The sequence below is a fragment of the Kribbella sindirgiensis genome (genome assembly GCF_004331435.1).
Taxonomy (GTDB): domain Bacteria; phylum Actinomycetota; class Actinomycetes; order Propionibacteriales; family Kribbellaceae; genus Kribbella; species Kribbella sindirgiensis.
Genome location: NZ_SJKA01000017.1, coordinates 129,183 through 149,963, shown reverse-complemented (window position 1 = coordinate 149,963; position 20,781 = coordinate 129,183). Strand labels below are relative to the sequence as shown.

The window sequence follows — 20,781 nt, the reverse complement described above, 5'->3', positions numbered from 1 at the left end:
GGGGAAGCGGTGGCGCAGGGCGAGGGCGTCGGCGAGCAGGGCGCGGCCGACGCCGGGTGAGACCCCGACTACGGCGGCGAACTCGGCGATCGCGAACTCGGCGATTTCGGGGCAGCCCTCGCCGCCCAGGATCACAGCGCGTTCGCGGCCGTCGTTGGCGCGGCGGGTTGGGCGGGTGGGGCAGACGGAGGGGTGGAAGCGGTCGGCGTAGGTCTGGGCGCATTCCAGCAGGTGCGCGTCGGCGCGGTTGGCCACCGTGCGGCAGTCCGCGGCACGCTCCAGCAGGTCGCGGGTGGTCAACGTATCCAGATCTTGCTCGAACATGTGTTCGATTCTATGCAAGACGCGCGGGTGGTTCAAGCCACGGACAGCCTGTTTTTCCTTATCCACAAGGGGAAACGTCACAGGATCGGCGTACCGGAAACGTGTAGTGGGACCGGGTCGGTGATTGCGAAGACGTGGGCGACCAGGGCGGTGGCGCTGTCGGGGTAGTGGGTGTCGGCCCAGCGGCGGAGGCTGTCCAGGAGACCGCGGAGGTCGGTCTGTAGCGAGCGGCGCAGTTCAGGCACCTGGCTGTAGAGGACCCGCACCGGCAGCCCGTCACGCACGGGTTTCGAGCGCCATCCTCGTCACCGCGAGGCCAGATGGTCAGGCCGAGAGCGTTGCGTTCCAGCCATGGGCCGTCATGACCGAGGTCCGGCCACCCGCCGTTCTCGACCCCGACCCAGCTACGCCAATCCTCCAGCAGCAGGGCAGCATCCCGGATCCTCCGCCCGCAGCGCCATGATCAGCGCAAGTCGGCCAGGTGGCCACCGGGGTCGCCGAGGTGCACGGCCGTTGCCCTAGGCCCATATCCCAGCCGCCGGTACACCCGGTCCGCACCGTCGTCCCCAGGCGTCAGCCAAGCGAGCGTCGCGCCGCCCAGTTCGAACGCCTTCAACGTCGCGTACGCCGTCGCGATACCTCCGAACCCGCGCCGTCGATGACTGTGCACCGTCCCGACTCCGGCAATCTCGGTCACCTCGTCGGCCACCGCGGTCCACGCCGCGGTCGCGACCGGTACGTCGTCGGCGTACACGAGAACTGCTCCGCCGTCGGCGGCATCCGGCCTGAACACGAAGCCTGCGGTGTCCATCTCGTACGCGTCCGCCGACACCGCATTCGCCGCCTCCTGATCCGACTCCGAGGCCACGACGCGCACGGTCACGCCGTCCGGCAGTTCGGGAAGGACCAACTCGGCCGGTGAGACGACGAGCAACGGCAGGCGGGACACGAGCGTCATCCCGTTCGCGGCGAGCGCCTCGGCGAGGCCGGGGTTCGCCTCCTCGACCAGCTCCGCGCTCAGCCAGCGTCCTTCGGCCGCGAACGCCTGGCGGATCGTGTCGAGCGCCCACGGGAGGTCGTCCGGCGAGAACGGCCGGCCCGGCTCGGCGGCGAGCAGGCCGGACAGGTACCAGTCGTCCTTGTCGTGCAGCAGACCGGCGAGCGGGCCGGCGATCACCTGACGTTTCGATCGTGCGGCTCCGGTCAGTTGAGCCGCGGCGATCCGTGCACCGATGTCCATGACCGCGACCCTACGGCCCGCCGATCACCCCGCGCGACCAAGATGATCCCACTCGCGACCCAGATCACCACAGGACCGGGTCAGGCGAGCTGGAGGAGGTCGAGGAGGCGGCTCAGGTCGGCAGGCCCCGGCGGTCGGCCCAGGAGTACGGCGAGGGCGTCGAGCGTCGCGATCAACTCGCGCCGGGTAGCGGCCCGGGACCTCCCACCGGCCACCGCGGCGAGGACCTTGTCGACCCGGTCGGAGCCCGCGACGAGCTCGGCACCGACCGACGGCGACGACACCGGTTCCTCATCGCCGATCCGTACGTCGAGCCGCGCCCCGAGCGCGGTCGCGAGCCGATCGAGCGCGGCGATCGTCGGGTTCCCGCGCCCGTTCTCGAGGTTCGCGATGTACGGCACGGACAAGCCCGCGTCGACCGCAACCGACGCGATCGTCCGCCCGGCCGCCTTCCGCCGGTCGCGGAGGACCTCACCAAGCTCCATACGACCTATCTTCACAGAACACTCTTGCCGTTGTCTATCTCAACAGGATAGATTCCGGCGCCGTGAGAGATTTCCGGCGGCTCTGGTTCAGCGGCGCGGTCTCAGGGATCGGGTCCTGGCTGCTCGTGGTCGCGATTCCGTTCCACGTGTTCGCGCTGACCGGGTCGGCCGTCGCGACCGGCCTGACCTTGGCACTCGAGGCTCTTCCGGCACTCCTCATCGGCCCCTGGGCCGGCGTCCTGCTGGACCGCTGGAACCTGGCCCGGGCGATGTGGATCGCGGATCTCGTCAGCGCGGCGGCGGTCGGGCTGATCCTGTTCGCCGACAGCGACCGCCTCTGGCCGATCTACCTCGCGATCCTGCTCGAGAACACCGCGACCACAGTGTTCCGTCCGGCCGCCCGCGCCTTGCTCCCGGCGGTCGTCGGAACCGGCAAAGAACTGGCCACCGCGAACTCGATCAACGCCGTCACCGGCAGCGTGATCCGCCTGGCCGCACCACCGCTCGGCGCGTTGCTGCTGGCCGGTCCAGGGATCCAGTTCGTACTCGCCGTCGACATCGCCAGCTATTTGTTGTCCGCAGCAACGATCGCGACGGTCCGCACCCGCCGGCACGCGACCACGGGCGCTCCACCGCGCTCACTCGAAGGACTCCGCACCACGATCCGGCATCGCGCCCTGCGCGGCATCCTGATCGGCCAGACCGTCTTTCTGACCGCCAACGCCGGCCTCACCGCGCTCCTCGTACCGTTCACGGTCGGCCGCCTGCACGCGCCCGGGTACGTCGTCGGCTACCTGATCTCCGGCCTCGGCGCCGGATACCTGGTCGGCGCCGCCCTGAGCACCAAAGCCGCCCGCCTGCTCGGAACTCGCGAGCTCCTCGCCCTGACCCAACTAGCCACCGCAGCGGCGTACTTCACGCTTTTCAACGCCCCGAACATCCCCTTCGCGATCGTCGCCGCGGCACTGATCGGCCTGCCGGGCAGCATCCTCCTCGTCACTGCCCAGACGACGATCCAGCGCACCGCCCCACGGGAAGTGCTCGCGAGTGTCAGCGCGATCTTCTTCGCCGCCGATTCACTGGCGCTGCTGATCGGTGCGCTGGCAGCCCCCGCGGCGACGACTGCGCTCGGCCTGCCGATCACGCTGAACGTCATCGCAGGACTCGCGGTCTGCGCCGCGGGCCTGACGCTGTTCGTCGTACCAGGTCATCCGGCGAGCTTCACACGGTCCCCGAGCTGAGAGCGTCATACCTGGCCCGCGCGGTCGCGATCTCCGCTTGGTGGGTCTCCGTCCAGGTCACGAGCGACTGGATCGTCGCGTGCAGCGTGACGCCGAGCGGGGTGAGTTCGTAGTCGACGCGCGGCGGCACGACCGGGTGAACGGTCCGGCTGACCAGACCGTCGCGTTCCAGCTGGCGCAGCGTCACCGTGAGCATGCGCTGGCTGATGCCGTCGATCGTCTTCTTCAGCTCGGTGAACCGCATGCACTGGGTGTCCAGCAGCGCGATCACCAGCAGGGACCACTTGTCGCCGATCCGGTCCAGGATCTGGCGGACTTCACAGTCCTCCCGGGTGTCCCACTGGAACGCCTCCTCGGTGCAGCAGGAGTGACTCGGTTCCTCTGAAGTGCCTTCTTCCACAACTCCCGATGGTTCCTGATGATGGGGTCAGTTACAAGAGGTAACCATGAGAAGGAGTCTCCTGTGTCGTCAACCGTCACCCCGGAACGGCTGACCGGCCGCGCCTGGGCCGTTCTGTTCGTCCTCTGCGGCGCGATCTTCCTGGAAGGCATCGACGTCTCGATGATGGGCGTCGCACTGCCGTCCATCCGGGCCGAACTCGGCCTGACCACCAGCGAACTGCAATGGATCGTCAGCGCCTACGCCCTCAGCTACGGCGGGTTCGTCCTGCTCGGCGGCCGTGCCGCCGACCTCCTCGGCCGGCGCCGGATGTTCGTCGGCTGGCTGGTGGTGTTCCTGCTGTTCAGCGGCCTCGGCGGGTTCGCCACCGAGGGCTGGGTACTGATCCTGGCCCGCTTCGCCACCGGGATCGCGGCCGCCTTCATGACCCCGGCCGGCCTGTCGATCATCACGACGACCTACCCGGAAGGACCCCAACGCACCAAGGCCTTACTGGTGTACGCCGGAACCGCGGCCGGCGGATTCTCGCTGGGCATGGTCACGGGCGGACTGCTCAGCGCGATCGACTGGCGATGGGTGTTCTTCGCGCCGGTGATCGTCTCGGCCGTCATCCTGGCCGGCGCCGTCGCGCTCCTTCCCCGGGACCCCGCGCGGACTGCCCATCGCGGCGGCTTCGACCTGGCGGGAGCCTTCACGCTGACCGGTGCGATGTTGTTGCTGGTGACAACCGTTGTGCGCGCGCCCGACGTACCGGCGGCACAGACGTCGGCAACCGCCGCCGCCGGGCTGGTGCTGCTCGCAGCCTTCGTGCGGATCGAGCAGCGTGCCACCACGCCGTTGATCAGGCTCGGACTCTTGCGGAACACCGCCCTGATCCGCGCGAATCTCGGCGCGATCCTGCTGGTCGGATCGTTCGTCGGATTCCAGTTCATCGCAGTGCTTTACCTGCAGGAACTGCGCGGCTGGTCCGAGCTGGAAACCGGGCTAGCCCTCATGGTGATCGGCATCGACGCCGTCCTCGCTCCGACCCTCACGCCACGGCTGGTGGCCCGGTTCGGCAACGGACGCGTGGTGCTCGGCGGATTCGTGCTCGCCGCCTTCGCCTACACGGCCTTTCTGCCGCTGGGAACGACCTTCGCGGTCATGCTTCCGGCGTTCCTGCTGCTCGGGCTCGCCTTTGCGCTCACCTATGGGCCGTTGACGATCGCCGCGACCGAGCGAGTCGCCGAGGACGAGCAGGGACTGGCGAGCGGCGTGCTGACGACGTCGTTCCAGTTCGGATCCGCACTCGGGCTGGCAGCGGTGGCGGCCGTTCTGGCGGCGGGCGAGGAGCTGACGACCGGGGGATTCCGCGCCGGCCTCGCAGTACCTCTGGCGGCCGCTGCACTCGGTGTCGTGGTGAGTTACCTTTCGGTGCGTGAGCGGTCTGCTGCAAACGGTTAGCAGGACATCCGAATTTCTCTCTCCGCCGAACAATTCGCGACGCCGAATCGTTATCTGCAAATAGCTGCAGCCATTCTTGACAGAGTTTCCGGTCCGCCTGACGATCCGGCTGAGAGGGCGTTGACCTGCACGTTCGTAGGGTTTCCCTACTCTGCGTTAGGCCTCTGTAAAGGTCCCTACCAAAGTGTTCCGAAGGTACCCACCGGTGAGGTGTTCTTTATCTCAACGCCGGACAAAGCCGTCCGGGGTCTGACCGAGACTGCCGAAGGAACTGCGATGACCGAGACGCTGGAGACCCCCACAACGCACCGTCGCGTGCGGGTCTGGTTCGGCGCTCACCCGATCGCGGATCACACCGCCATGGCGGAGCAGGCAGTGCAGTACGAAGAAGCCATGCGCCGCCGGTTCGCGTCCCTCCGGGTGACGAGCGAGCCGGTGCTGGTGGACGCAGACCGATGACGACCCGGCCGACGCTGCTCGGGTATGTACGGGCCGACGCGCTGAACTGCGCGGAGGAGCTGGCCGCGGCGACCGATGCACTCGCCGCGTTCGCCAGCGCCGAGGGGTTCACCCTCGGAACCGTCTACACCGAGCGCGACTCGGCCGAGTCCGCGGCGTTCCACGCACTGCTCGACGAGGTGAAGCGGTCCGACGTCCACGCGGTCGTCGTACCGACCATGAACCACCTCGGGTACGTCAGCCCCGGCGGTACTCCGGCGGCGATGCGGCAGCACCTCGAGTTCCACCAGGCGCACGTCTGGGCGGCCGACTCGAGATAACTCCACACAGGCAAGCGGAGCTGACGTCTTGACCCCTGCATCGGCGTCGGTTCCGCTCTCCACCTCCACAGCTGCACCGGGGATGCCCGGGCGGTAGTGGACCACCAAGGCCCCACCGGCTGCTACCGGTGGGGCCTTGTCGTTGGTTCAGTTGAAGGAAGCAGGGGCTCAGGCGACGATCTTGTAGCCGTAGCGCTTCATCACGCCGGCGACCGCGGTGTTGAAGATGCCGGTCACCTCGAGCTTGAAGTGCAGCTGCACCTTCCGGATCACCCGCTGGAAGTGCAGGTGCCACGGCACGCCGGCCGCCGGTACCGTCTCGGCCTTCGTGATCGCACCGACCCGCGGATGCGCCGCCCAGGCGATCACCCGGGCCCGGTCCGCGCCCCACACGCCGGTCATCGCGTCGTGCGTCCGCGCGTACTCCATCGCGGCCAGCGAGATCGTCGAGTCCGGCACCGGCTCCTTCGGCGGGTGCGCCTTCAGGTACAGCTCCCAGGTCATCCCGTAGTACCCGGGCGGTCCGTCGTCCGGGCCGCGGTTGGCCAGCCCGTTCCGCTTCCGGTGGTACTCCACCACCTGGATCGCCGCGCCGCGGGACAGGTCCTTGTCGCCGACCGCGATCGCGTGCACGTGGTACGGCCAGTTGCCCTGCGCGGGCGTCCGCAGCCAGGCCGCGAAACCGACCTGCCGCAGTGCCTTCACCACCGCGACCCGCTGTGCGGCGCTCTTCGTCCGTACGTCGACGTCGACCGCGCCGCCGCCGTCGTGGGTACCGGCCGAGGCGTCCACGCCGCCGGCGTTGTACGACCCCTGCAGGATCGCGAACTTCGAGTGGTACAGCTGCTCCGCGGCCTCCACCATCGCCACGGTGCGCCTGTTCATCGTGAAGCCCCGCCAGGAAATCCTTGCCTCAGGCATCTTTTCCACCGGCCCCGGCCCCGAGGATCCGCTCCGCGTCCTCGGCCGCGCCGAGCGCCTCCAGCTCGTCCAGCTGCTCTTCGGTCAACTCGTCGTCGAACACTTCCGGCATTGCCGTTCCTTCCCCCTGGGCATCCGCGCACCGACCCCGGGCGCACGAAAATCGCGAACCAGCCTAGGCCGCTGTCAGGTCAGGTACTACCGGCGAAGGTTTGAGGAATGTGAAGTTTTCCGGCCGAACCGCGTGCCGGGGTGTGTGCGAATCCACGAACTGGGGTACCTGTAGGTGGTCCCGCGGTTCGGTCAGTGCCATTCGGGCATGGGTGGTGTTCACCGAGCCGCGAGTTCTCCCACTGAGGGGCGGGAGAACGACCGGCCCGGCGGGTGTGTCTCTCCCAGGACGCACCCGCCGAGGTCGCACAGCGTCCAACCGGACGGCTCAGAGCGCCGACGCGACGAACAGATACCTGTTCAGGCTGAAGAAGTAGCTCGCGCCGAGACCGCGCAGATCATCCGCCCAGGCGCGGGCCTCCTCCTCCGTCACGCCGGCGTGACCCGGGACGAACTCCGACACGATGTCGATCAGGCCGCCGCTGTACGTGTGCTGGTCGTACGCCGTGTTGAGGATCGGCACCACCTGCTGATGTGTCGGCGTGAAACCGGTCTTCGCCAGTATGTCGGCCAGCGTCCGCGGCAGATGCGGATCCGCCAGGTGGTCCTCGAACGCGGTCAGGACCCGCGCCATCCGCTCGTCGTCGCTCGATCGCCACACCACCGAACCCCAGTCCGTGTCCAGCAGTACGACGCGACCCGCCGGCCGGAGCACCCGTCGTACCTCTTCCAGCGCGTCCGCGACCGCGTCGACGTACTCGAAGACCTGGGTGGAGACCACCACGTCGAAGCTCTCCGCCGGGTGCGGGATCCGCGCGACCGAGCCGAGCTCGAGCTCGAGACCCGGCCCGCCGGGGACATCGGCGCGGGTGCGGGCGATCGCCAGCATGCTCTCGCTGATGTCGATCCCGCAGATCCGCCCGTTCGGCCCGACCTCGGCGGCCATCTCCGCGGCCAGCAACCCCGGCCCGAAACCGACGTCCAGCACCCGGTCGCCGGGCCGCAACGCCAGCGCCGCCCGCACCACCCGCCGCTGCTCGACCACGTCCGACGTGGTGTACACCGCCTCGATCTGCCGGGACACCGCCGCGTCGAACCGCAACCCGTCCTCGTCAACCTCTCCGCCCATGCCCAACATCATGATCCTCGATCGCGCCGCCGGGGAGGGCATTTGGAAATCGGATGAATGCCCCGGGTTGCCCCAGTTACGGTGACCCGATGATCGAGTTGCCCGACGAATTTCTGCGGATGCCGCGGTGGTGGACCGAGGGCGCGGACTGGCTGCGGGAGCTGCCGAGGGCGGTCGAGCGGCAGTGCCGGCAGTGGGATCTGACGGTCGTGGGAGCGGTTGCACACGGGTCGAACGCCGTTGTCGTACCGGTCACGCGCCGCGGCGAGGAGTTCGTACTGCGGATGTCGCCGCCCGGACAGGAGGTCGCCGAGCAGACCTGGGCGCTCCGTTGGTGGGCAGGTCGGGGCATGGCCCACCTGTACGACGCCGAGGTCGACGCCGGCGCGATGCTGCTGGAACGACTGTCCACACCGTTGACGACCCGGCCCGTCGACGAAGCGGTCGCCGTACTCGGGCAGCTGATGCGCAGACTCGCCGTACCGGCTCCGGCCGACGCGCGGTCGACCGCGGACATCGTCACCACGCGATCCGCGCAGCTGGAGCCGGAATGGGAGCGCCTCGGCCGACCGTTCGAAGAGGCGATCCTCCGCGAGGCGCTGCGCATCGCGCCGACCGAAACCACCTCGACCGCGGCGGTGAACGGCGACCTCCACTCGGCGCAGGTGCTCGCCGGGACCCGCGAGCCGTGGCTCACCGTCGACCCGGTCCTGTTCCAGGGCGACATCGAGTACGACCTCGGCCGGGTGCTGTGGACGCGGCTCGACGAGATGCCGAACATCATCGAGTACTTCGACAGCGCGGTCCGGGAAGCCGCCTTGGACCGGGACCACGCGCGCGACTGGGTGATCTGGCGGACGGTCGACTACTGGCTCTGGGGACTGTCCGTCGGCCTCACCGAGGACCCGGTGCGCTGCGCGCGATTGGTTACTGCGCTCTCCAGATGAACCGGCTGCGCATCATCCGCGGGGTGTCGGCCGCGTTCGGTGCGATCGAGTGCAGGATCCACGGATGGGTCAGGTACACGTCGCCGGCCTGACCGGCGAGCTCGACGACCCGGACCGGCAATCCGTCGAGATCGGCCGGCTCCATCGGGTCGACCGTCCGCTCCTCCGACGTCAGGTTGCGGAACCACGGATCCGACCGCAGCACCTGATCGCGAACCGCCTTGAACTCCCGCTCGTCCGTCGTGCCCAAGAACCGCTCGATCACTTTGTGCGAGCCCGCGACCTGCGGAGTCCCGCCGCCGCCCGGCCCGATATCGCCGTACAGCGCCCAGATCTTGACAGCGCCGACTTCGGTCTCGAAGCCGGCGTCCGTGTGCCACTGCCGATGCGGCACCGCCCACGGCACGCCTTCCGGCATCGTGACCAGCACCTGCCCCTGGTCCTTCGGCTCGATCCACTCGCCGAGCAGCCCGTCGAGCACAGACCGCACGCGCGGACCGAGGATCGCGTGGGCCCCGCGTGAGGACTTCGTGGTCTTCAGGCCGGTCGGTCGCAACGGCGTCCAGGTCGAACGGTCGTCGCGATCCATGGCGTACCGCGCGGACAGCTCGTTCCACAGCACGTCCCGCATCCCCGCGGCCTCGTCGGAGGTGAACGCGGACGGGATCTTCACGATCCCGTCGCGCTCGAAAACGTCCAGCTCTTCGGTGGTGAGCATGGTCCATCCTGCGCACGACCGGCGAGCACGTTCCACCGAATTAGCAGTTCGCGGCCGGCAGCCTCCCGTCCAGCAGGTAGTCGGCGATCCGGTCCCGCGCGCAGGCCGAGTTGAAGTACGCCGTGTGCCCGTAGGTGTCGGCGGTCAGCAGCCGGCTGTTGTCGATCTGCCGCGCCAGGCTGCGGGCGTTGGTGATCGGCGTGGACGGATCGTGCAGCGTAGAGGTGATCAGGATCGGCGGCGTACCGTGCACCGGCGTCGCACCCCACGGGTTGCTCGGCGGGATCGGCCAGCCGGCGCAGGCGGCCGTGATCGCCCAGGCCTCGACCGCGGCACCGACCCGTGGCGCGACGGCCTTGGCGAGTGCGAGCCGGGCGCGCGCATCGGCGTACCCACGCAGTTCGCCCGGCAGATCCATGCAGGACACCGCGGCGTACGCGGTCTCGGGATCGCCGACGTAGCTGACATTCGCGAAGTCGGTGCCGTCGCCCTTCGCCGCCTTCGCCAGCGCGGTCGCGAGCACCGGCCAGTTGTCCGAGACCATTGATGTCAACGGCAACAAAGTCGGCAGCGCCATCCGCAGTACGTCGCCGTTCACCGGACCGTGCGGCCCGGTCAGCGGGGTCTTGTCGGCCTTGCGGACGGTCGCATCCCAGACGGCGCCGACGTCCTGCCCGTGCAGGGCGCACGACACGCCCTTGGAGCACCACGCGGCGAAGCGGTTGAAGCCGGCCTCCATCTCCTTCGCCTCGTCGAGCATGAGCCGCACCGGCCCCTGTTTGTGGTCGAGGATCCCGTCGAGCACCATCCGGCCGACGCGCCGCGGGAACTGCTGCGCGTACAAGGTGCCCAGGTACGACCCGTAGGACAGCCCGATGTAGTTGAACTTCGACTCGCCGAGGGCTGCCCGGATCGCGTCCATGTCGCGCGCGACGGTCCGCGTGTCCAGGTTCCGCATCAGGTCGCCGTGCTGCTTCAGGCACTGCTCCCCGGTAGCGCGACTCGACGCGACCAGTGCGTCGTACTGCGCCTTGGACTTCGGGAACACCGGTACGCCGCGACGCAGCACCGGACCGCAGTCGAGCTGACTGCTGCTCCCGGTCCCACGCGGGTCGAAGCTGACCAGGTCGTACCTGTCCCGGTACTGCGGCAGGACAACGTCCGCGAGCCCTGCCGCGAAGATCGACCCGCCCGCGCCACCAGGCCCGCCCGGGTTGAAGAACAGCGCGCCGAGTTTGTGTTTCTGATCCTTCGCCGGGACCTTGGCGACGTACACGTTCGTCGTCGGGCCGGCCGGTTTCGACCAGTCCAGCGGCACGGTCAGCGTCGCGCACTGCTCGACCGCGCCGGGTTTGCAGGCCTTCCAGTCCAGGGTCCCCGCGGCGGCCGCCGTACTCACCGGAACGGCGGCCGCTACCAGAGACCCCACGATCGATGCCGCTGTCAACGATTTCCACATGCCCGCCAACCTAGGCGGCGGGTGTGGCTCGTCGCATCCGCCGATCGGCTATCCAGGAGCAGCCGCAAGTCGGATGCGCCACAGGTTGTGCCCGAACGTTCAGTGCGCCGGGGCGAAGTCGTGGAACCCGATCAGCTGCTGGATCTTGCCGTCGGCGTCGAGGACGACGATGTCCGTGCCGCCGGCCACCGCCTCCTGCCCCTCGGCCTTCAGGTGCCAGGTCCAGCGCAGGTAGTTGTGGTGCTCGTCGATGTCCCCGATCCGGACGAACGACAGCCCCGGGAACATCTGCTGCGCGGCGCCGACCAGCTTGTTCAGCTCGTCGTGGCCGGTGGTCTCGAAGCTCGGGTCCTGGAAGGTCGCGTCCGCGGTCCAGTTCGCCGCGATCAGCTCGGCCCGGCGGTCGGCGTCGGCGGCGTTCCAGGTCGCGAAGTACTGGTCGGCGAGAGCGGTTGCGTTCATGGTGTTTCCTCCTCGGTTCGTTGCGATGACCAGAACCTTGCCGCCACGCCCGGCGTACCGTCGATGACGTCAGAGGTAATGGAGCTGTCTACGCGGACCGCTACGGTCAGGGGTATGGCAGCGACGATCGAGGAGACGTTCCAGCGCCCGGTGGGTGAGCTTCTGCGCGGCTGGCGGGAGCGCCGGCGGCTCAGTCAGCTCGAGCTGGCGAACCGCGTCGAGGTGTCCACGCGGCACGTGAGTTTCGTGGAGACCGGGCGGTCCAAGCCGAGTCGCGAGATGGTGATGCGGCTGGCCGAGCATCTCGACGTACCGCTGCGGGACCGCAACCAGCTGCTGCTGGCGGGCGGGTTCGCGCCGGTCTACAGCGAGGCGTCGCTGCACTCGCCGTCGATGCTCGCGATCCGGACGACGCTGCGCCGCCTGCTGAAGGCCCACGAACCGTACCCGGCACTGGTCGTCGACCGCTGGTGGAACATCGTCGAGGCGAACGCCGGGATCGCGATCTTCACCGCGGACGTCGACGAGAAGTTGCTGCAGGCACCGATCAACGCCCTCCGGCTGACCCTGCATCCGGACGGCCTGGCCCGGCGGATCGCCAACATCGCCGAAGTCCGGTCCGCCGCGCTCGCGAGCCTGCAACGCCAGGTCGCCGGCACCGCGGACCCCGACCTCCAGGACCTGTACGACGAACTTCGCGGGTACGCCGTCGACGACAAGCCGGCGCCACCCGGGCCGGCCGAGGTCGTCGTACCGTTCAACCTCACCCACGACGGCCGCGAACTGTCGCTGCTCACCACGATCGCGACGTTCGGCACCCCGCTCGACGTCACGGTGTCGGAGCTGATGATCGAGTCCTTCTACCCGGCCGACGACGCGACCGCCGAGTACCTGCGAGCACTGTCGTGAAGCCGGCCCGCGATCTCGCCGACACCCTCGAACTGCACCTGCAGTACCTCGACCGCTACCGCGACATCATCGAGAAGAAGCTCGTCGGGTTGAGCGATTCCGACCTGCGCAGCAGCAAGCTGCCATCGGGTTGGACACCGCTGGAGCTGCTGAAGCACCTGATTTTCATGGAACGGCGCTGGCTGCGCTGGGGCTTCACGGGCGAGCAGGTGGAGCACCCGTGGGGTGACTCGGCGGACGACCCGGACGGCCCGTGGAGGGTCGAGGCGGGAGACACACTCGAGGGGCTGCTGGCCCAGTTGCACGCGGGCGGCGAGTTCACCCGGAGCGTGGTGGCCGGCGAGGATCCGGCGACGGTCGCGGCGGCCGGTGGACGCTTCGGGACAAACGACCGGCCCACGCTGAACTGGATCCTGTTCCACGTCCTGCAGGAATACGCACGGCACGCGGGCCACCTGGATGTGGCCCGCGAACTCGCGGATGGTGCCACCGGCGAGTAGGGCTGCGTGACCTACTCGCCGGTGGCGGAGTGCCCTACCGGCCTGAGGAGGGTTGGCCGGTGGGGAAGGTCGTCGGGAAGCTCGGCGTCGGGAAGCTCGGCGTCGGGACGCTGGGCTTCTCGGACGGGAAGGTCGGCTGCGCCGTCGGGAACGTCGGCTTGGTCGTCGGCACCGACGGCTTGCTCGGGAGCGTCGGCTGGGTGGTCTGCGGCTTGCCCGGGTCGACGGTCACCTCGACGCCACCGGAGACCGTCACCGTCGGCAGGGACGGCGCAGTCGGCTTCGCGGTCGGCTTGCCCGGCACGGTCGGCAGCGACGGCTTCGGAGCGGTCGGCTTCGCGGTCGGTACGCCGTCCACGCAGTCCGGCAGCGTCGGCACCGGCTTGCCCGACGGAACCGTGGTCGGCAGGCTCGGCTTGGCTGTCGGAACAGTCGGCTTGCCCGGGAGCTGCGGCTTACCGGGCAGCGTCGGCTTGGCCGTTGGCACGGTCGGCTTGCCCGGCAGCGTCGGCTTCGCGGTCGGCACAGTCGGCGTACCCGGCAGCGTCGGCTTCGCGGTCGGCCAGCTCGGCTTGGTCGTCGGGACGCTCGGCTTACTCGGCAGCGTCGGCTTGGTCGTCGGGACCTGGGGCTTACCAGGCAGCGACGGCGGGGTGGTCGGCAACGACGGCTTCGCGGTCGGCAGGCTGGGCTTGCCCGGGAGCGTCGGCTTCGCCGTCGGCGGGTTGTTCGGGTCGATGGTCTTGTTGACCGAGACCGTCGCCTTCGGCAACTGCGGCTTCTCGGGGTTCTCCGGCTTCTGCGGCAGGCAGGTCGGGTCCACCGACGGCGCCGTCGGCGTACCCGTCGGAACCACCGCCGGCACCGGGGGCTTTCCCCCGCCGGCCAGCAGGTTCTTCACCGGCAGGGCCGGTCCGCCGACCGCGGCGGACACCGTCGCAACGGTTCCGGCCAGTGCGGTGACACCCGCCGCGGCCAGTCCCCGGCGCAGCCAGGTCAGCCGCTTGCCGCGCCGCATCAGGTCGCCGGCGTCCGGCTGCCACGGCTCGATCTCGTACGTGAGCGCGTCGTGTACCCGCTGCTCGTCACTCATCAGTTTCCTCCAACTCCGGTATCGATCAGGTCGGGTGCCAGACGCAACTTGGCCAGCGCCCGGGAGGCCGTGCTCTTCACGGTCCCGGCCGCCATGCCGAGCAGCTCGGCGGTCTCGGCCTCGGAGAGATCCTGCGAGTAGCGCAGCGCGACCACGGCTCTCTCCCGGACGGTCAGACCGCTGAGGGCCGAGAGCACGGCCTCCCTGGTCTGGACCGCCCCGGCGAAGTCCGCCACCGCTCGCTGGTCCCAATCGTTTGCTACCGGATCGCTGGGCACTTCGTTGTTCCAGCGCCGGCGGGCCTGGGAGAGGAATCGGTTGACCAGCACCCGCCGGACGTACCGCAACGGGTCGCCCTCCAGCCGGTGCCACTTCGGGTAGGACCGCATCAACGCTTGCTGCACCAGATCCTCGGCGGTGTGCCGATCGCCGCACAGCATCTCCGCGAAGCGGAGCAAGGGGGTCGACTGCGCTACGACGAATCGCTCGAAGTCGGCGTCCGCGGTCCGGGTCATCGATTCTCCTCAGCCTCTGTCACACCGGTCCAAACCCGCTGGGTGACCGATCGGGTTCTGTGCAGTCACGAGAAATTTATTCACGGTCTATGCAGAAGAGGTGTTTGTGAGTCACATTGGGTGCTCAAGCCTTCACCGCCCCGGAGGTTCCGCCCATGCGTATCACCCGTACAACCGCGCTCACCGCCTGTCTGGCGATGACCGCCGCGATCTTTACCGTGTCCTTTCCTGGGACCTTGCCCAGCACCGCCGCCACCCCGGATCCCGTCGCGGTCGCGGCCCAGCCGGTCGCCGGATCCAGCAACGTCAAGGTCGAGGGCAGCCGCATCGTCCTCGGCGACGCGCCGGCCGCGATCGGATCGACCGAGATCAAGCAACGCTCCGGCCTCGCGGAACTCACGCCGGTCCGCTTCACGGATCCCACGTCCGCCGTGGTCGTCGGCTACACCGCCGGTACGCCGGACAGTTCGTCGGCGCAGGTCGACGTACGGGCGTGGGTCAACAACAGGTGGTCGGAGTGGACGGCCGCCAAGGCCGGTACGCCGACCGCGCTGCCGAGTGCGAGCGACCAGGTCCAGGTCCGCATCATCGTCAGCGCACCGTCGACCGGCGCGAGCCCGTGGGTCGGCGACGTCACCGTGCAGCCCACGGACCAGGCCGCCGCGCCGCTGATGACGGTTCAGGCGGCGCCGCTCAAGTCGCGCGTCTTCGCCACGCGGGAAGGCCTGGTCGGCGGTACGACGGCCAACGGCCACGTGATCGTCAGCCGGGACCACTTCGTCGCGCTGCCGTCACGGCGCGGGCTGTCCAGCGCCGGATCGGGTACGTACTCGGTGAAGGTCTGCACCGCCTCGCGCTGCGCGTTCGAGCCGGTGTGGGACGTCGGCCCGTGGAACACCAAGGACGACTACTGGAACCCGAGCGCGACCCGTGAGATGTGGAAGGACCTGCCGCAGGGCAAGCCCGAGGCGCAGGCGGCGTACCAGGACGGGTACAACGGCGGGAAGGACCAGTTCGGCCGGACGGTCGCCAACCCGGCGGGGATCGACCTCGCGGACGGGGTGTTCTGGGACGCGCTGAAGCTGGCCGACAACTCGTGGGTCGACGTCACGTACCTGTGGACCGGCGATGGTGGGCGCGGGACGGTGTCGATCTCGTCCGGGTACCTGAACGTGCGGAACGCGCCGAACTCGACCGGCGCGGTCGTCGGGATGGCCGGGAAGTCTGCGCAGGTCGCTGTCGAGTGCCAGACCACTGGGCAGAGCGTCACCGGGTCGCAGGGCACCAGCAATGTGTGGCTGCGGGTCCACGCCGGGATGTACGTCGCGAAGGCCTGGGTGTCAGCCGGCAGCTTCGGCGCCTGCTGAACCTCAGCCGCTCATCGAACAGACGATGATGGGTTGGCGTCCGAGATGCTGGGTGTGCGGCCGGGATTTCGGTCGCACACCCGGCATCTGGTGGGTAAACCCACGAGATCGGACGGTGGCGCTCCGGGCTACTGGCCGGCCGGGAACTCCGTCGGCGGAAGGGTCGGCGGGAGAGTCGGCGGCAGGCTCGGCGTCGCGCTCGGGGTCGCGCCGCGCGGAAGAGTCGGAGCTGGGCTCGGGGTCGCGGCACTGGGAACAGTCGGAACCGCGCTCGGGGTTGCGCCGCGCGGAAGAGTCGGAGCTGGGCTCGGGGTCGTGGGGCGCTGGCTGGAGGTCGCCGCCCGGGGCATCGTCGGCGCGGGTGTCGGAGTCGCTAGGACCGCCTGCGACGGCGTGGATGCGGTCGGTCCGCCCGTCACGCCGGCGTCGTCGCCCGAGCCGTTACTGCGCGCGGCCGCCGTACCGGCGACTGCGACGCCGATCACGGCGGCGGTTGCGATGCCGCCGACCAGTAAGCGGGTCGCCTGTCGTTTCCGGCCTGCCTCGTTCATTGTTGCCCTCCGCACCTGTTTGGTATTCGGTCGGGCTGAAGGACGCGACAGCACCGCGAAATGGTTCTGTCAGTTCCCCGAACTAGTCGGCGGCACAGTAGCCGGGGCAGTCGGCGGCAGCGTCGGTGTCGCCTCGGGCAGCACCGTCCGTGGCGCTGACGGCGGCAGCGTCGTCGGCGTCGGTGTCGCCGTCGGCAGGGTCTTCGACGGGGTCTGCCGAGGACGAACGGGCGCCGGACTCGGCGACCACTGCGAAACGGTCGGCCCGGGCCCCGCTGGTTGCGGCACCTCCCCCGGAGACCGCCCACCGCCCACGACACCGACCACAGCGCCGACCATCAAGACCACCGCGGCGACCCCGGCCGACGCCGCGGCACGTCCCCGCACCCGCCGACGCCGCGCGCCGGCGATCACCCGCGCCGGGTCGAGCGGCGCGATGGAGTCGTCCGGCGCCAGCACGACCCGAAGCTCCTCCTCGGCCGGCGTCCCGCGCTCGTCGTTCATGTTCGCTCCCCCACACCGCTCAGCTCCGGCGCGGCCCGTAGTTTGTCCAGGGCCCGCGCGTTCGCGCTCTTCACCGTCCCGATCGCGACCCCCAGCACCGCAGCGGTCTCCCGTTCGGTCAGGTCCTCGACGTACCGCAGTACGACGACCGCTCGCTCGCGCCGGCTCAGCGTGGCGAGCGCGGCCCCGACCGCGACCCGCCGATGGACCCCGCCACTCGGATCGACCTCCGCTTCGAGTAGCTGGTCGAGCTCGGCCGGATCCCCGGTCGGTCGCTCACGCCACGGCCGCCGACGTACCCAGGACAGGTGCTGGTTGACCACCGCCTGCCGGACGTAGGCGAACGGGTCGGCCATCTCGATCCGGTCCCAGCGCAGGTACGCCTTCTCCAGCGCGGTCTGCACGAGATCCTCGGCGAGGCCCGCATCACCACACAGCACCCGCGCGAAGTGCACCAACCGCGCGGATCTGGCCAGCACGAACGCCGTGAAGTCGTCGTCACGACTCCCCGTTGCCGCCATCTGCACTCCGTCCTGCCGTCCTCACCTCACAGGACGCTGAGCGGGTGCCAAAGGTTCTGTGTGTTCCGAGAATTGGGTGGAGGCGGTCAGCCGGGGCAGCGGGACGGTGTCGGCGGCCAGGCGGACCCGGTTCCGGCCGGCGTCCTTCGCGGCGTACATCGCGCGGTCGGCACGGAGCAGCAGGTCGTCGACGGTCGTGCCGTCGGTCGGGTACACCGCGACGCCGATACTGACGGTCAGGTGGAAGGTGTCCGGGTCCAGGTCCGGGTCGTCGAGGACGCCGGCGCACATCGCGGCCAGTGGGCAGTTGGCCACCGCGTTGCGGAGCCGGTCGGCGGTCACCGTCGCCTCGTCGAGCCCGGTGTCCGGAAGCGCGATCACGAACTCCTCGCCGCCGAACCGGCCGATCACGTCCTTCACCCGGATCGCGCTGCGCAGGATCGTCGCGACCGCACGCAGCGCCTCGTCGCCGACCAGGTGCCCGTGCCGGTCGTTGACCTGCTTGAAGTGGTCGATGTCGATCAGCAGCACCGCCATCGGCTCGTGCTGGTTCCGCGCGGTGCGCAGCATCTGCTCGGTCCGGCGGCGCCACCAGTCGACCCGGGTCAGGCTGGTCTTCGGGTCGGTCTGGGCCTCGGTCTCCAACTGCCCGAGGAGCAGCGCACGCTGCGCGGTCAGCGTGATCGGGATCGCGACGAACGCGAACCACGGGCTGATCAGGCAGGCCGCCGCGAGCAGGCAGCCGAAGGTGGCGGCGGTCGCGTCGGTGCACAGGTCGTCGAGGCCGCCGACCGTCTCGCGGCGGTTGCTGCCCGGGATGATCAGCGAGATCGCGAGCCCGCAGAGCAGGGTGTCGGTCACGACGTACGCGATCGCGCCGGCGGCCATCGACACGACCAGGCCGAGGTTGCCGCCGGTCAGGCCGCGTGCGGAGACGAAGACCGCGTGCGCGGCGCCGACCGCCAGGACGTGGACGGCGGTCGAGAAGGCCCACCGGTACGGGATGCACTTGCCGGCCCGGATCCGCCACCAGATCCGTAGCAGCACCGCGACCAGGATCGCCAGCGCCGGATGCAGGATGAGCGCCGCGGCGATCATCCAGGCCGGGGCGAAGTCCTTGTGCAGCGCGCCGCCGCGCCGCCGCCGGCTCTCCACCCGGCGAGCGCCCTCGACGGAGATCAGCGCGGACACGGTCAGCGCGAACACGACGTCCAGTCCGCGCCAGCTCGGGCGGTCGGTGAACGCGTGCGCGCCGTACCCGATCGCGGCCAGGTCGACGAGCACGACAACGGCGAACGCCGGGACCGTCAGGGTCCAGAGCGCCCAGGAACGTATCGCTCGCCTACTCTGTGCAACCATCACTTCACACGGTACGACGAGTAGGCGTCAGGTCCCAATCGGTGACGGCGCGGCTGTGGATGACGACTTGAGAACGATCCCCGGCGTCTCAGCATTCAGTCGTTTGATCAACAATCAAACGCAGGTTTTCCCTTGCACGCAAAGGAAATCAGCGGCGGCGGCGAGCTGCGCCGAAGAGGCCGCGGACGATTTCCCGGCCGGCTGAGCGGGCGAACTGCTTGAAGGCGGAGGACCCGACGACCTGTTCGACCATCGACTTCTCCTGCTTCTGCGCCCGCGGCCGCGGCTCCTCCTGCTGCTTGGCCTGCTCCTGTTGCTGCTTCTCGGCCTCGGCCTGCGCGGCCCCGGCCTGCACCTTCGCCGCGAGCACCTCGTACGCCGACTCACGGTCGAGCGTCTGCGAGTACTTCGCGTTGTTCGCCGACGCCTGCACCGTCGCGGTCAGCTGCTCCGCGGACGCCGGCGCCATCAGCGACTGCGGCGCCCGGAGCCGGGTCCACGCGACCGGGGTCGGCGCGCCCTTCTCGTTCATCACGGTCACGATCGCCTCGCCGATCCCGAGCTGGGTCAGCACCTCACCCAGGTCGTACGACGAACTCGGGAACGTCGACACCGTCGCCTTCAGCGCCTTCGCGTCGTTCGGCGTGTGCGCCCGCAGCTGGTGCTGCACCCGAGAACCGAGCTGCGCCAGTACGTCGTCCGGCACGTCCTTCGGCGTCTGGGTCACGAAGAACACGCCGACGCCCTTCGACCGGATCAGCCGGACGGTCTGCGCGATCGAGTCCAGGAACGCCTTCGAGGCGTCGTTGAACAGCAGATGTGCCTCGTCGAAGAAGAACACCAGCTTCGGCTTGTCGACGTCGCCGACCTCGGGCAGGTCGTGGAACAGATCGGCGAGCAGCCACATCAGGAAGGTGGAGAACAGCGCCGGCCGGTCCTGCAGGTTCGGCAGCTCGAGCAGCGAGATGACACCCTTGCCGTCGCGCTGCTGCAGCAGGTCCGCGGTGTCGAACTCCGGCTCACCGAAGAACGCCTCGGCGCCTTGGTCCGCGAACCCGATCAGCGAGCGCAGGATCACGCCCGCGGTCGCCGCGGACAGACCGCCGAGCTCCTTCAGGTCGCCCTTGCCCTCGTCGGACGTGAGGTGCGTGATGACGGCGCGCAGGTCCTTGAGGTCGAGCAGTGTCAGCCCGGCCTTGTCGGCGTAGTGGAAGATCAGCCCGAGCGACGACTCCTGGACGTCGTTGAGCCCCAGCACCTTGGACAGCAGCACCGGGCCGAACGACGTGATCGTGGCGCGGATCGGAACGCCCGAACCCTGCCCGCCGAGCGCGTAGAACTCGGTCGGGAACCCGGTCCCGACCCAGTCCTGGCCGATCGACTTGGTCCGGGCCAGCAGCTTGTCGTTGCCCTCACCCGGCTGCGAGACGCCGGACAGGTCGCCCTTGATGTCGGCGGCGAACACCGCGACACCGGCCGCGGACAGCTGCTCGGCCATCAACTGCAGGGTCTTCGTCTTACCGGTACCGGTGGCGCCCGCGACCAGGCCGTGCCGGTTCATCATGCCCAGCGGGATCCGGACCGCCGCGTCCGGTTTCGGCTCGCCGTCGACCAGCAGTGCGCCCAGCTCGAGCGCCGCCCCCTCGAACGCGTACCCCTGCTTCACGGTCTCCACGACGTCGGCTTTCTCGGCCATCTGAGCGTGCCTTTCCCCGGTTGACGGAACTACCCGTCGGCATGCTAGGGCATGGCCGGTGATTCCGCGCCGTAGCGAGGAGGTGCTCGGCGCGGTGCATCGGCGCG

At 69.5% G+C, this 20,781-nt stretch carries 24 protein-coding genes and 1 pseudogene; 8 read left to right on the top strand and 17 right to left on the bottom strand.

Annotated features, from left to right (window positions below):
• From E0H50_RS43230 to E0H50_RS34645, 4 genes and pseudogenes are all read right to left on the bottom strand, one after another.
• Positions 1 to 324 (bottom strand): annotated as a pseudogene (locus E0H50_RS43230) (DUF222 domain-containing protein); the annotation flags it as partial.
• A gap of 77 nt (positions 325 to 401) precedes the next feature.
• Positions 402 to 608, bottom strand: a complete 207-nt coding sequence (locus E0H50_RS34655; RefSeq protein WP_131295228.1) for a hypothetical protein — start codon at positions 606 to 608, stop codon at positions 402 to 404.
• A gap of 179 nt (positions 609 to 787) precedes the next feature.
• A complete protein-coding gene (locus tag E0H50_RS34650) occupies positions 788 to 1,564 on the bottom strand; it encodes a GNAT family N-acetyltransferase (protein ID WP_131295227.1) in 777 nt (258 codons plus the stop codon).
• Between the two features lie 80 nt (positions 1,565 to 1,644).
• Positions 1,645 to 2,049, bottom strand: a complete 405-nt coding sequence (locus E0H50_RS34645) for a helix-turn-helix domain-containing protein (protein ID WP_131295226.1) — start codon at positions 2,047 to 2,049, stop codon at positions 1,645 to 1,647.
• A 62-nt stretch (positions 2,050 to 2,111) separates the two neighbouring features.
• Here E0H50_RS34645 and E0H50_RS34640 point away from each other — a divergent pair, with 62 nt between their 5' ends.
• Positions 2,112 to 3,290: an MFS transporter gene (locus E0H50_RS34640; protein WP_165547399.1), complete on the top strand. Its 1,179-nt coding sequence runs from the start codon at positions 2,112 to 2,114 to the stop codon at positions 3,288 to 3,290.
• Here E0H50_RS34640 and E0H50_RS34635 read toward each other — a convergent pair.
• Positions 3,271 to 3,690: a winged helix-turn-helix transcriptional regulator gene (locus E0H50_RS34635; protein WP_131295224.1), complete on the bottom strand. Its 420-nt coding sequence runs from the start codon at positions 3,688 to 3,690 to the stop codon at positions 3,271 to 3,273. The two genes, E0H50_RS34640 and E0H50_RS34635, sit on opposite strands and share 20 nt — an antisense overlap.
• 63 nt (positions 3,691 to 3,753) lie before the next feature.
• Between E0H50_RS34635 and E0H50_RS34630 the strand changes: the two genes are divergently transcribed.
• The 3 genes from E0H50_RS34630 to E0H50_RS34620 all read left to right on the top strand — a co-directional run bounded on the left by E0H50_RS34630 (position 3,754) and on the right by E0H50_RS34620 (position 5,912).
• Complete coding sequence (locus E0H50_RS34630; RefSeq protein ID WP_202868464.1) at positions 3,754 to 5,133, top strand: MFS transporter; 1,380 nt, start codon at positions 3,754 to 3,756, stop codon at positions 5,131 to 5,133.
• 276 nt (positions 5,134 to 5,409) lie between these two features.
• Positions 5,410 to 5,592, top strand: coding sequence for a hypothetical protein (locus E0H50_RS34625; protein WP_131295223.1), 183 nt, complete (start codon positions 5,410 to 5,412; stop codon positions 5,590 to 5,592).
• Positions 5,589 to 5,912, top strand: coding sequence for a hypothetical protein (locus E0H50_RS34620; RefSeq protein WP_131295222.1), 324 nt, complete (start codon positions 5,589 to 5,591; stop codon positions 5,910 to 5,912). Before E0H50_RS34625 ends, E0H50_RS34620 begins: the two co-directional genes overlap by 4 nt.
• A gap of 168 nt (positions 5,913 to 6,080) precedes the next feature.
• Here E0H50_RS34620 and E0H50_RS34615 read toward each other — a convergent pair whose 3' ends face one another.
• Both E0H50_RS34615 and E0H50_RS34610 read right to left on the bottom strand, forming a co-directional pair.
• Positions 6,081 to 6,833 carry a hypothetical protein gene (locus E0H50_RS34615; protein ID WP_131295221.1) on the bottom strand — a complete coding sequence of 251 codons (753 nt, stop codon included), beginning with the start codon at positions 6,831 to 6,833 and terminating at the stop codon, positions 6,081 to 6,083.
• Positions 6,834 to 7,272: 439 nt separating this feature from the next.
• A complete protein-coding gene (locus E0H50_RS34610) occupies positions 7,273 to 8,073 on the bottom strand; it encodes a methyltransferase domain-containing protein (RefSeq protein ID WP_131295220.1) in 801 nt (266 codons plus the stop codon).
• 89 nt (positions 8,074 to 8,162) lie between these two features.
• Between E0H50_RS34610 and E0H50_RS34605 the strand changes: the two genes are divergently transcribed.
• The gene (locus tag E0H50_RS34605) at positions 8,163 to 9,020 is read left to right on the top strand and encodes an aminoglycoside phosphotransferase family protein (protein WP_131295219.1); all 858 of its coding nucleotides are present in this window, start codon (positions 8,163 to 8,165) and stop codon (positions 9,018 to 9,020) included.
• Here the strand turns inward: E0H50_RS34605 and E0H50_RS34600 are convergent.
• The 3 genes from E0H50_RS34600 to E0H50_RS34590 all read right to left on the bottom strand — a co-directional run bounded on the left by E0H50_RS34600 (position 9,001) and on the right by E0H50_RS34590 (position 11,659).
• A complete protein-coding gene (locus E0H50_RS34600; protein ID WP_131295218.1) occupies positions 9,001 to 9,738 on the bottom strand; it encodes a phytanoyl-CoA dioxygenase family protein in 738 nt (245 codons plus the stop codon). The genes E0H50_RS34605 and E0H50_RS34600 overlap by 20 nt on opposite strands.
• 40 nt (positions 9,739 to 9,778) lie before the next feature.
• Positions 9,779 to 11,197 (bottom strand): alpha/beta hydrolase, encoded by a 1,419-nt coding sequence (locus tag E0H50_RS34595; RefSeq protein ID WP_131295217.1) that lies wholly within the window; start codon positions 11,195 to 11,197, stop codon positions 9,779 to 9,781.
• A gap of 99 nt (positions 11,198 to 11,296) precedes the next feature.
• Entirely contained in the window at positions 11,297 to 11,659 is a 363-nt protein-coding gene (locus E0H50_RS34590) for a nuclear transport factor 2 family protein (protein WP_131295216.1), read from the bottom strand.
• A gap of 114 nt (positions 11,660 to 11,773) precedes the next feature.
• On the opposite strand from E0H50_RS34590, the gene E0H50_RS34585 reads away from it, so the two are divergent.
• Positions 11,774 to 12,568 carry a helix-turn-helix domain-containing protein gene (locus E0H50_RS34585; RefSeq protein ID WP_131295215.1) on the top strand — a complete coding sequence of 265 codons (795 nt, stop codon included), beginning with the start codon at positions 11,774 to 11,776 and terminating at the stop codon, positions 12,566 to 12,568.
• Positions 12,565 to 13,068, top strand: coding sequence for a DinB family protein (locus E0H50_RS34580; protein ID WP_131295214.1), 504 nt, complete (start codon positions 12,565 to 12,567; stop codon positions 13,066 to 13,068). The genes E0H50_RS34585 and E0H50_RS34580 overlap by 4 nt, the downstream gene beginning before the upstream one ends.
• A 34-nt stretch (positions 13,069 to 13,102) precedes the next feature.
• Here the strand turns inward: E0H50_RS34580 and E0H50_RS34575 are convergent, their stop codons facing one another.
• On the bottom strand, positions 13,103 to 14,161 hold the full coding sequence (locus E0H50_RS34575; protein WP_131295213.1) for a hypothetical protein: 1,059 nt from the start codon (positions 14,159 to 14,161) through the stop codon (positions 13,103 to 13,105).
• The gene (locus E0H50_RS34570; RefSeq protein WP_131295212.1) at positions 14,161 to 14,676 is read right to left on the bottom strand and encodes a SigE family RNA polymerase sigma factor; all 516 of its coding nucleotides are present in this window, start codon (positions 14,674 to 14,676) and stop codon (positions 14,161 to 14,163) included. The genes E0H50_RS34575 and E0H50_RS34570 overlap by 1 nt, the downstream gene beginning before the upstream one ends.
• A 155-nt stretch (positions 14,677 to 14,831) precedes the next feature.
• Here E0H50_RS34570 and E0H50_RS34565 point away from each other — a divergent pair, with 155 nt between their 5' ends.
• Complete coding sequence (locus E0H50_RS34565) at positions 14,832 to 16,043, top strand: hypothetical protein (protein WP_131295211.1); 1,212 nt, start codon at positions 14,832 to 14,834, stop codon at positions 16,041 to 16,043.
• 128 nt (positions 16,044 to 16,171) lie between these two features.
• On the opposite strand, the gene E0H50_RS34560 is transcribed toward E0H50_RS34565, so the two are convergent.
• From E0H50_RS34560 to E0H50_RS34540, 5 genes are all read right to left on the bottom strand, one after another.
• On the bottom strand, positions 16,172 to 16,594 hold the full coding sequence (locus tag E0H50_RS34560) for a hypothetical protein (RefSeq protein ID WP_131295210.1): 423 nt from the start codon (positions 16,592 to 16,594) through the stop codon (positions 16,172 to 16,174).
• 69 nt (positions 16,595 to 16,663) lie between these two features.
• The gene (locus E0H50_RS34555; RefSeq protein WP_131295209.1) at positions 16,664 to 17,098 is read right to left on the bottom strand and encodes a hypothetical protein; all 435 of its coding nucleotides are present in this window, start codon (positions 17,096 to 17,098) and stop codon (positions 16,664 to 16,666) included.
• Complete coding sequence (locus E0H50_RS34550; protein ID WP_131295208.1) at positions 17,095 to 17,619, bottom strand: SigE family RNA polymerase sigma factor; 525 nt, start codon at positions 17,617 to 17,619, stop codon at positions 17,095 to 17,097. Before E0H50_RS34550 ends, E0H50_RS34555 begins: the two co-directional genes overlap by 4 nt.
• A gap of 21 nt (positions 17,620 to 17,640) precedes the next feature.
• A complete protein-coding gene (locus tag E0H50_RS34545; RefSeq protein WP_131295207.1) occupies positions 17,641 to 18,978 on the bottom strand; it encodes a GGDEF domain-containing protein in 1,338 nt (445 codons plus the stop codon).
• A 148-nt stretch (positions 18,979 to 19,126) separates the two neighbouring features.
• Positions 19,127 to 20,674 carry a helicase HerA-like domain-containing protein gene (locus E0H50_RS34540; protein WP_131295206.1) on the bottom strand — a complete coding sequence of 516 codons (1,548 nt, stop codon included), beginning with the start codon at positions 20,672 to 20,674 and terminating at the stop codon, positions 19,127 to 19,129.
• Positions 20,675 to 20,781 lie beyond the last annotated feature (107 nt).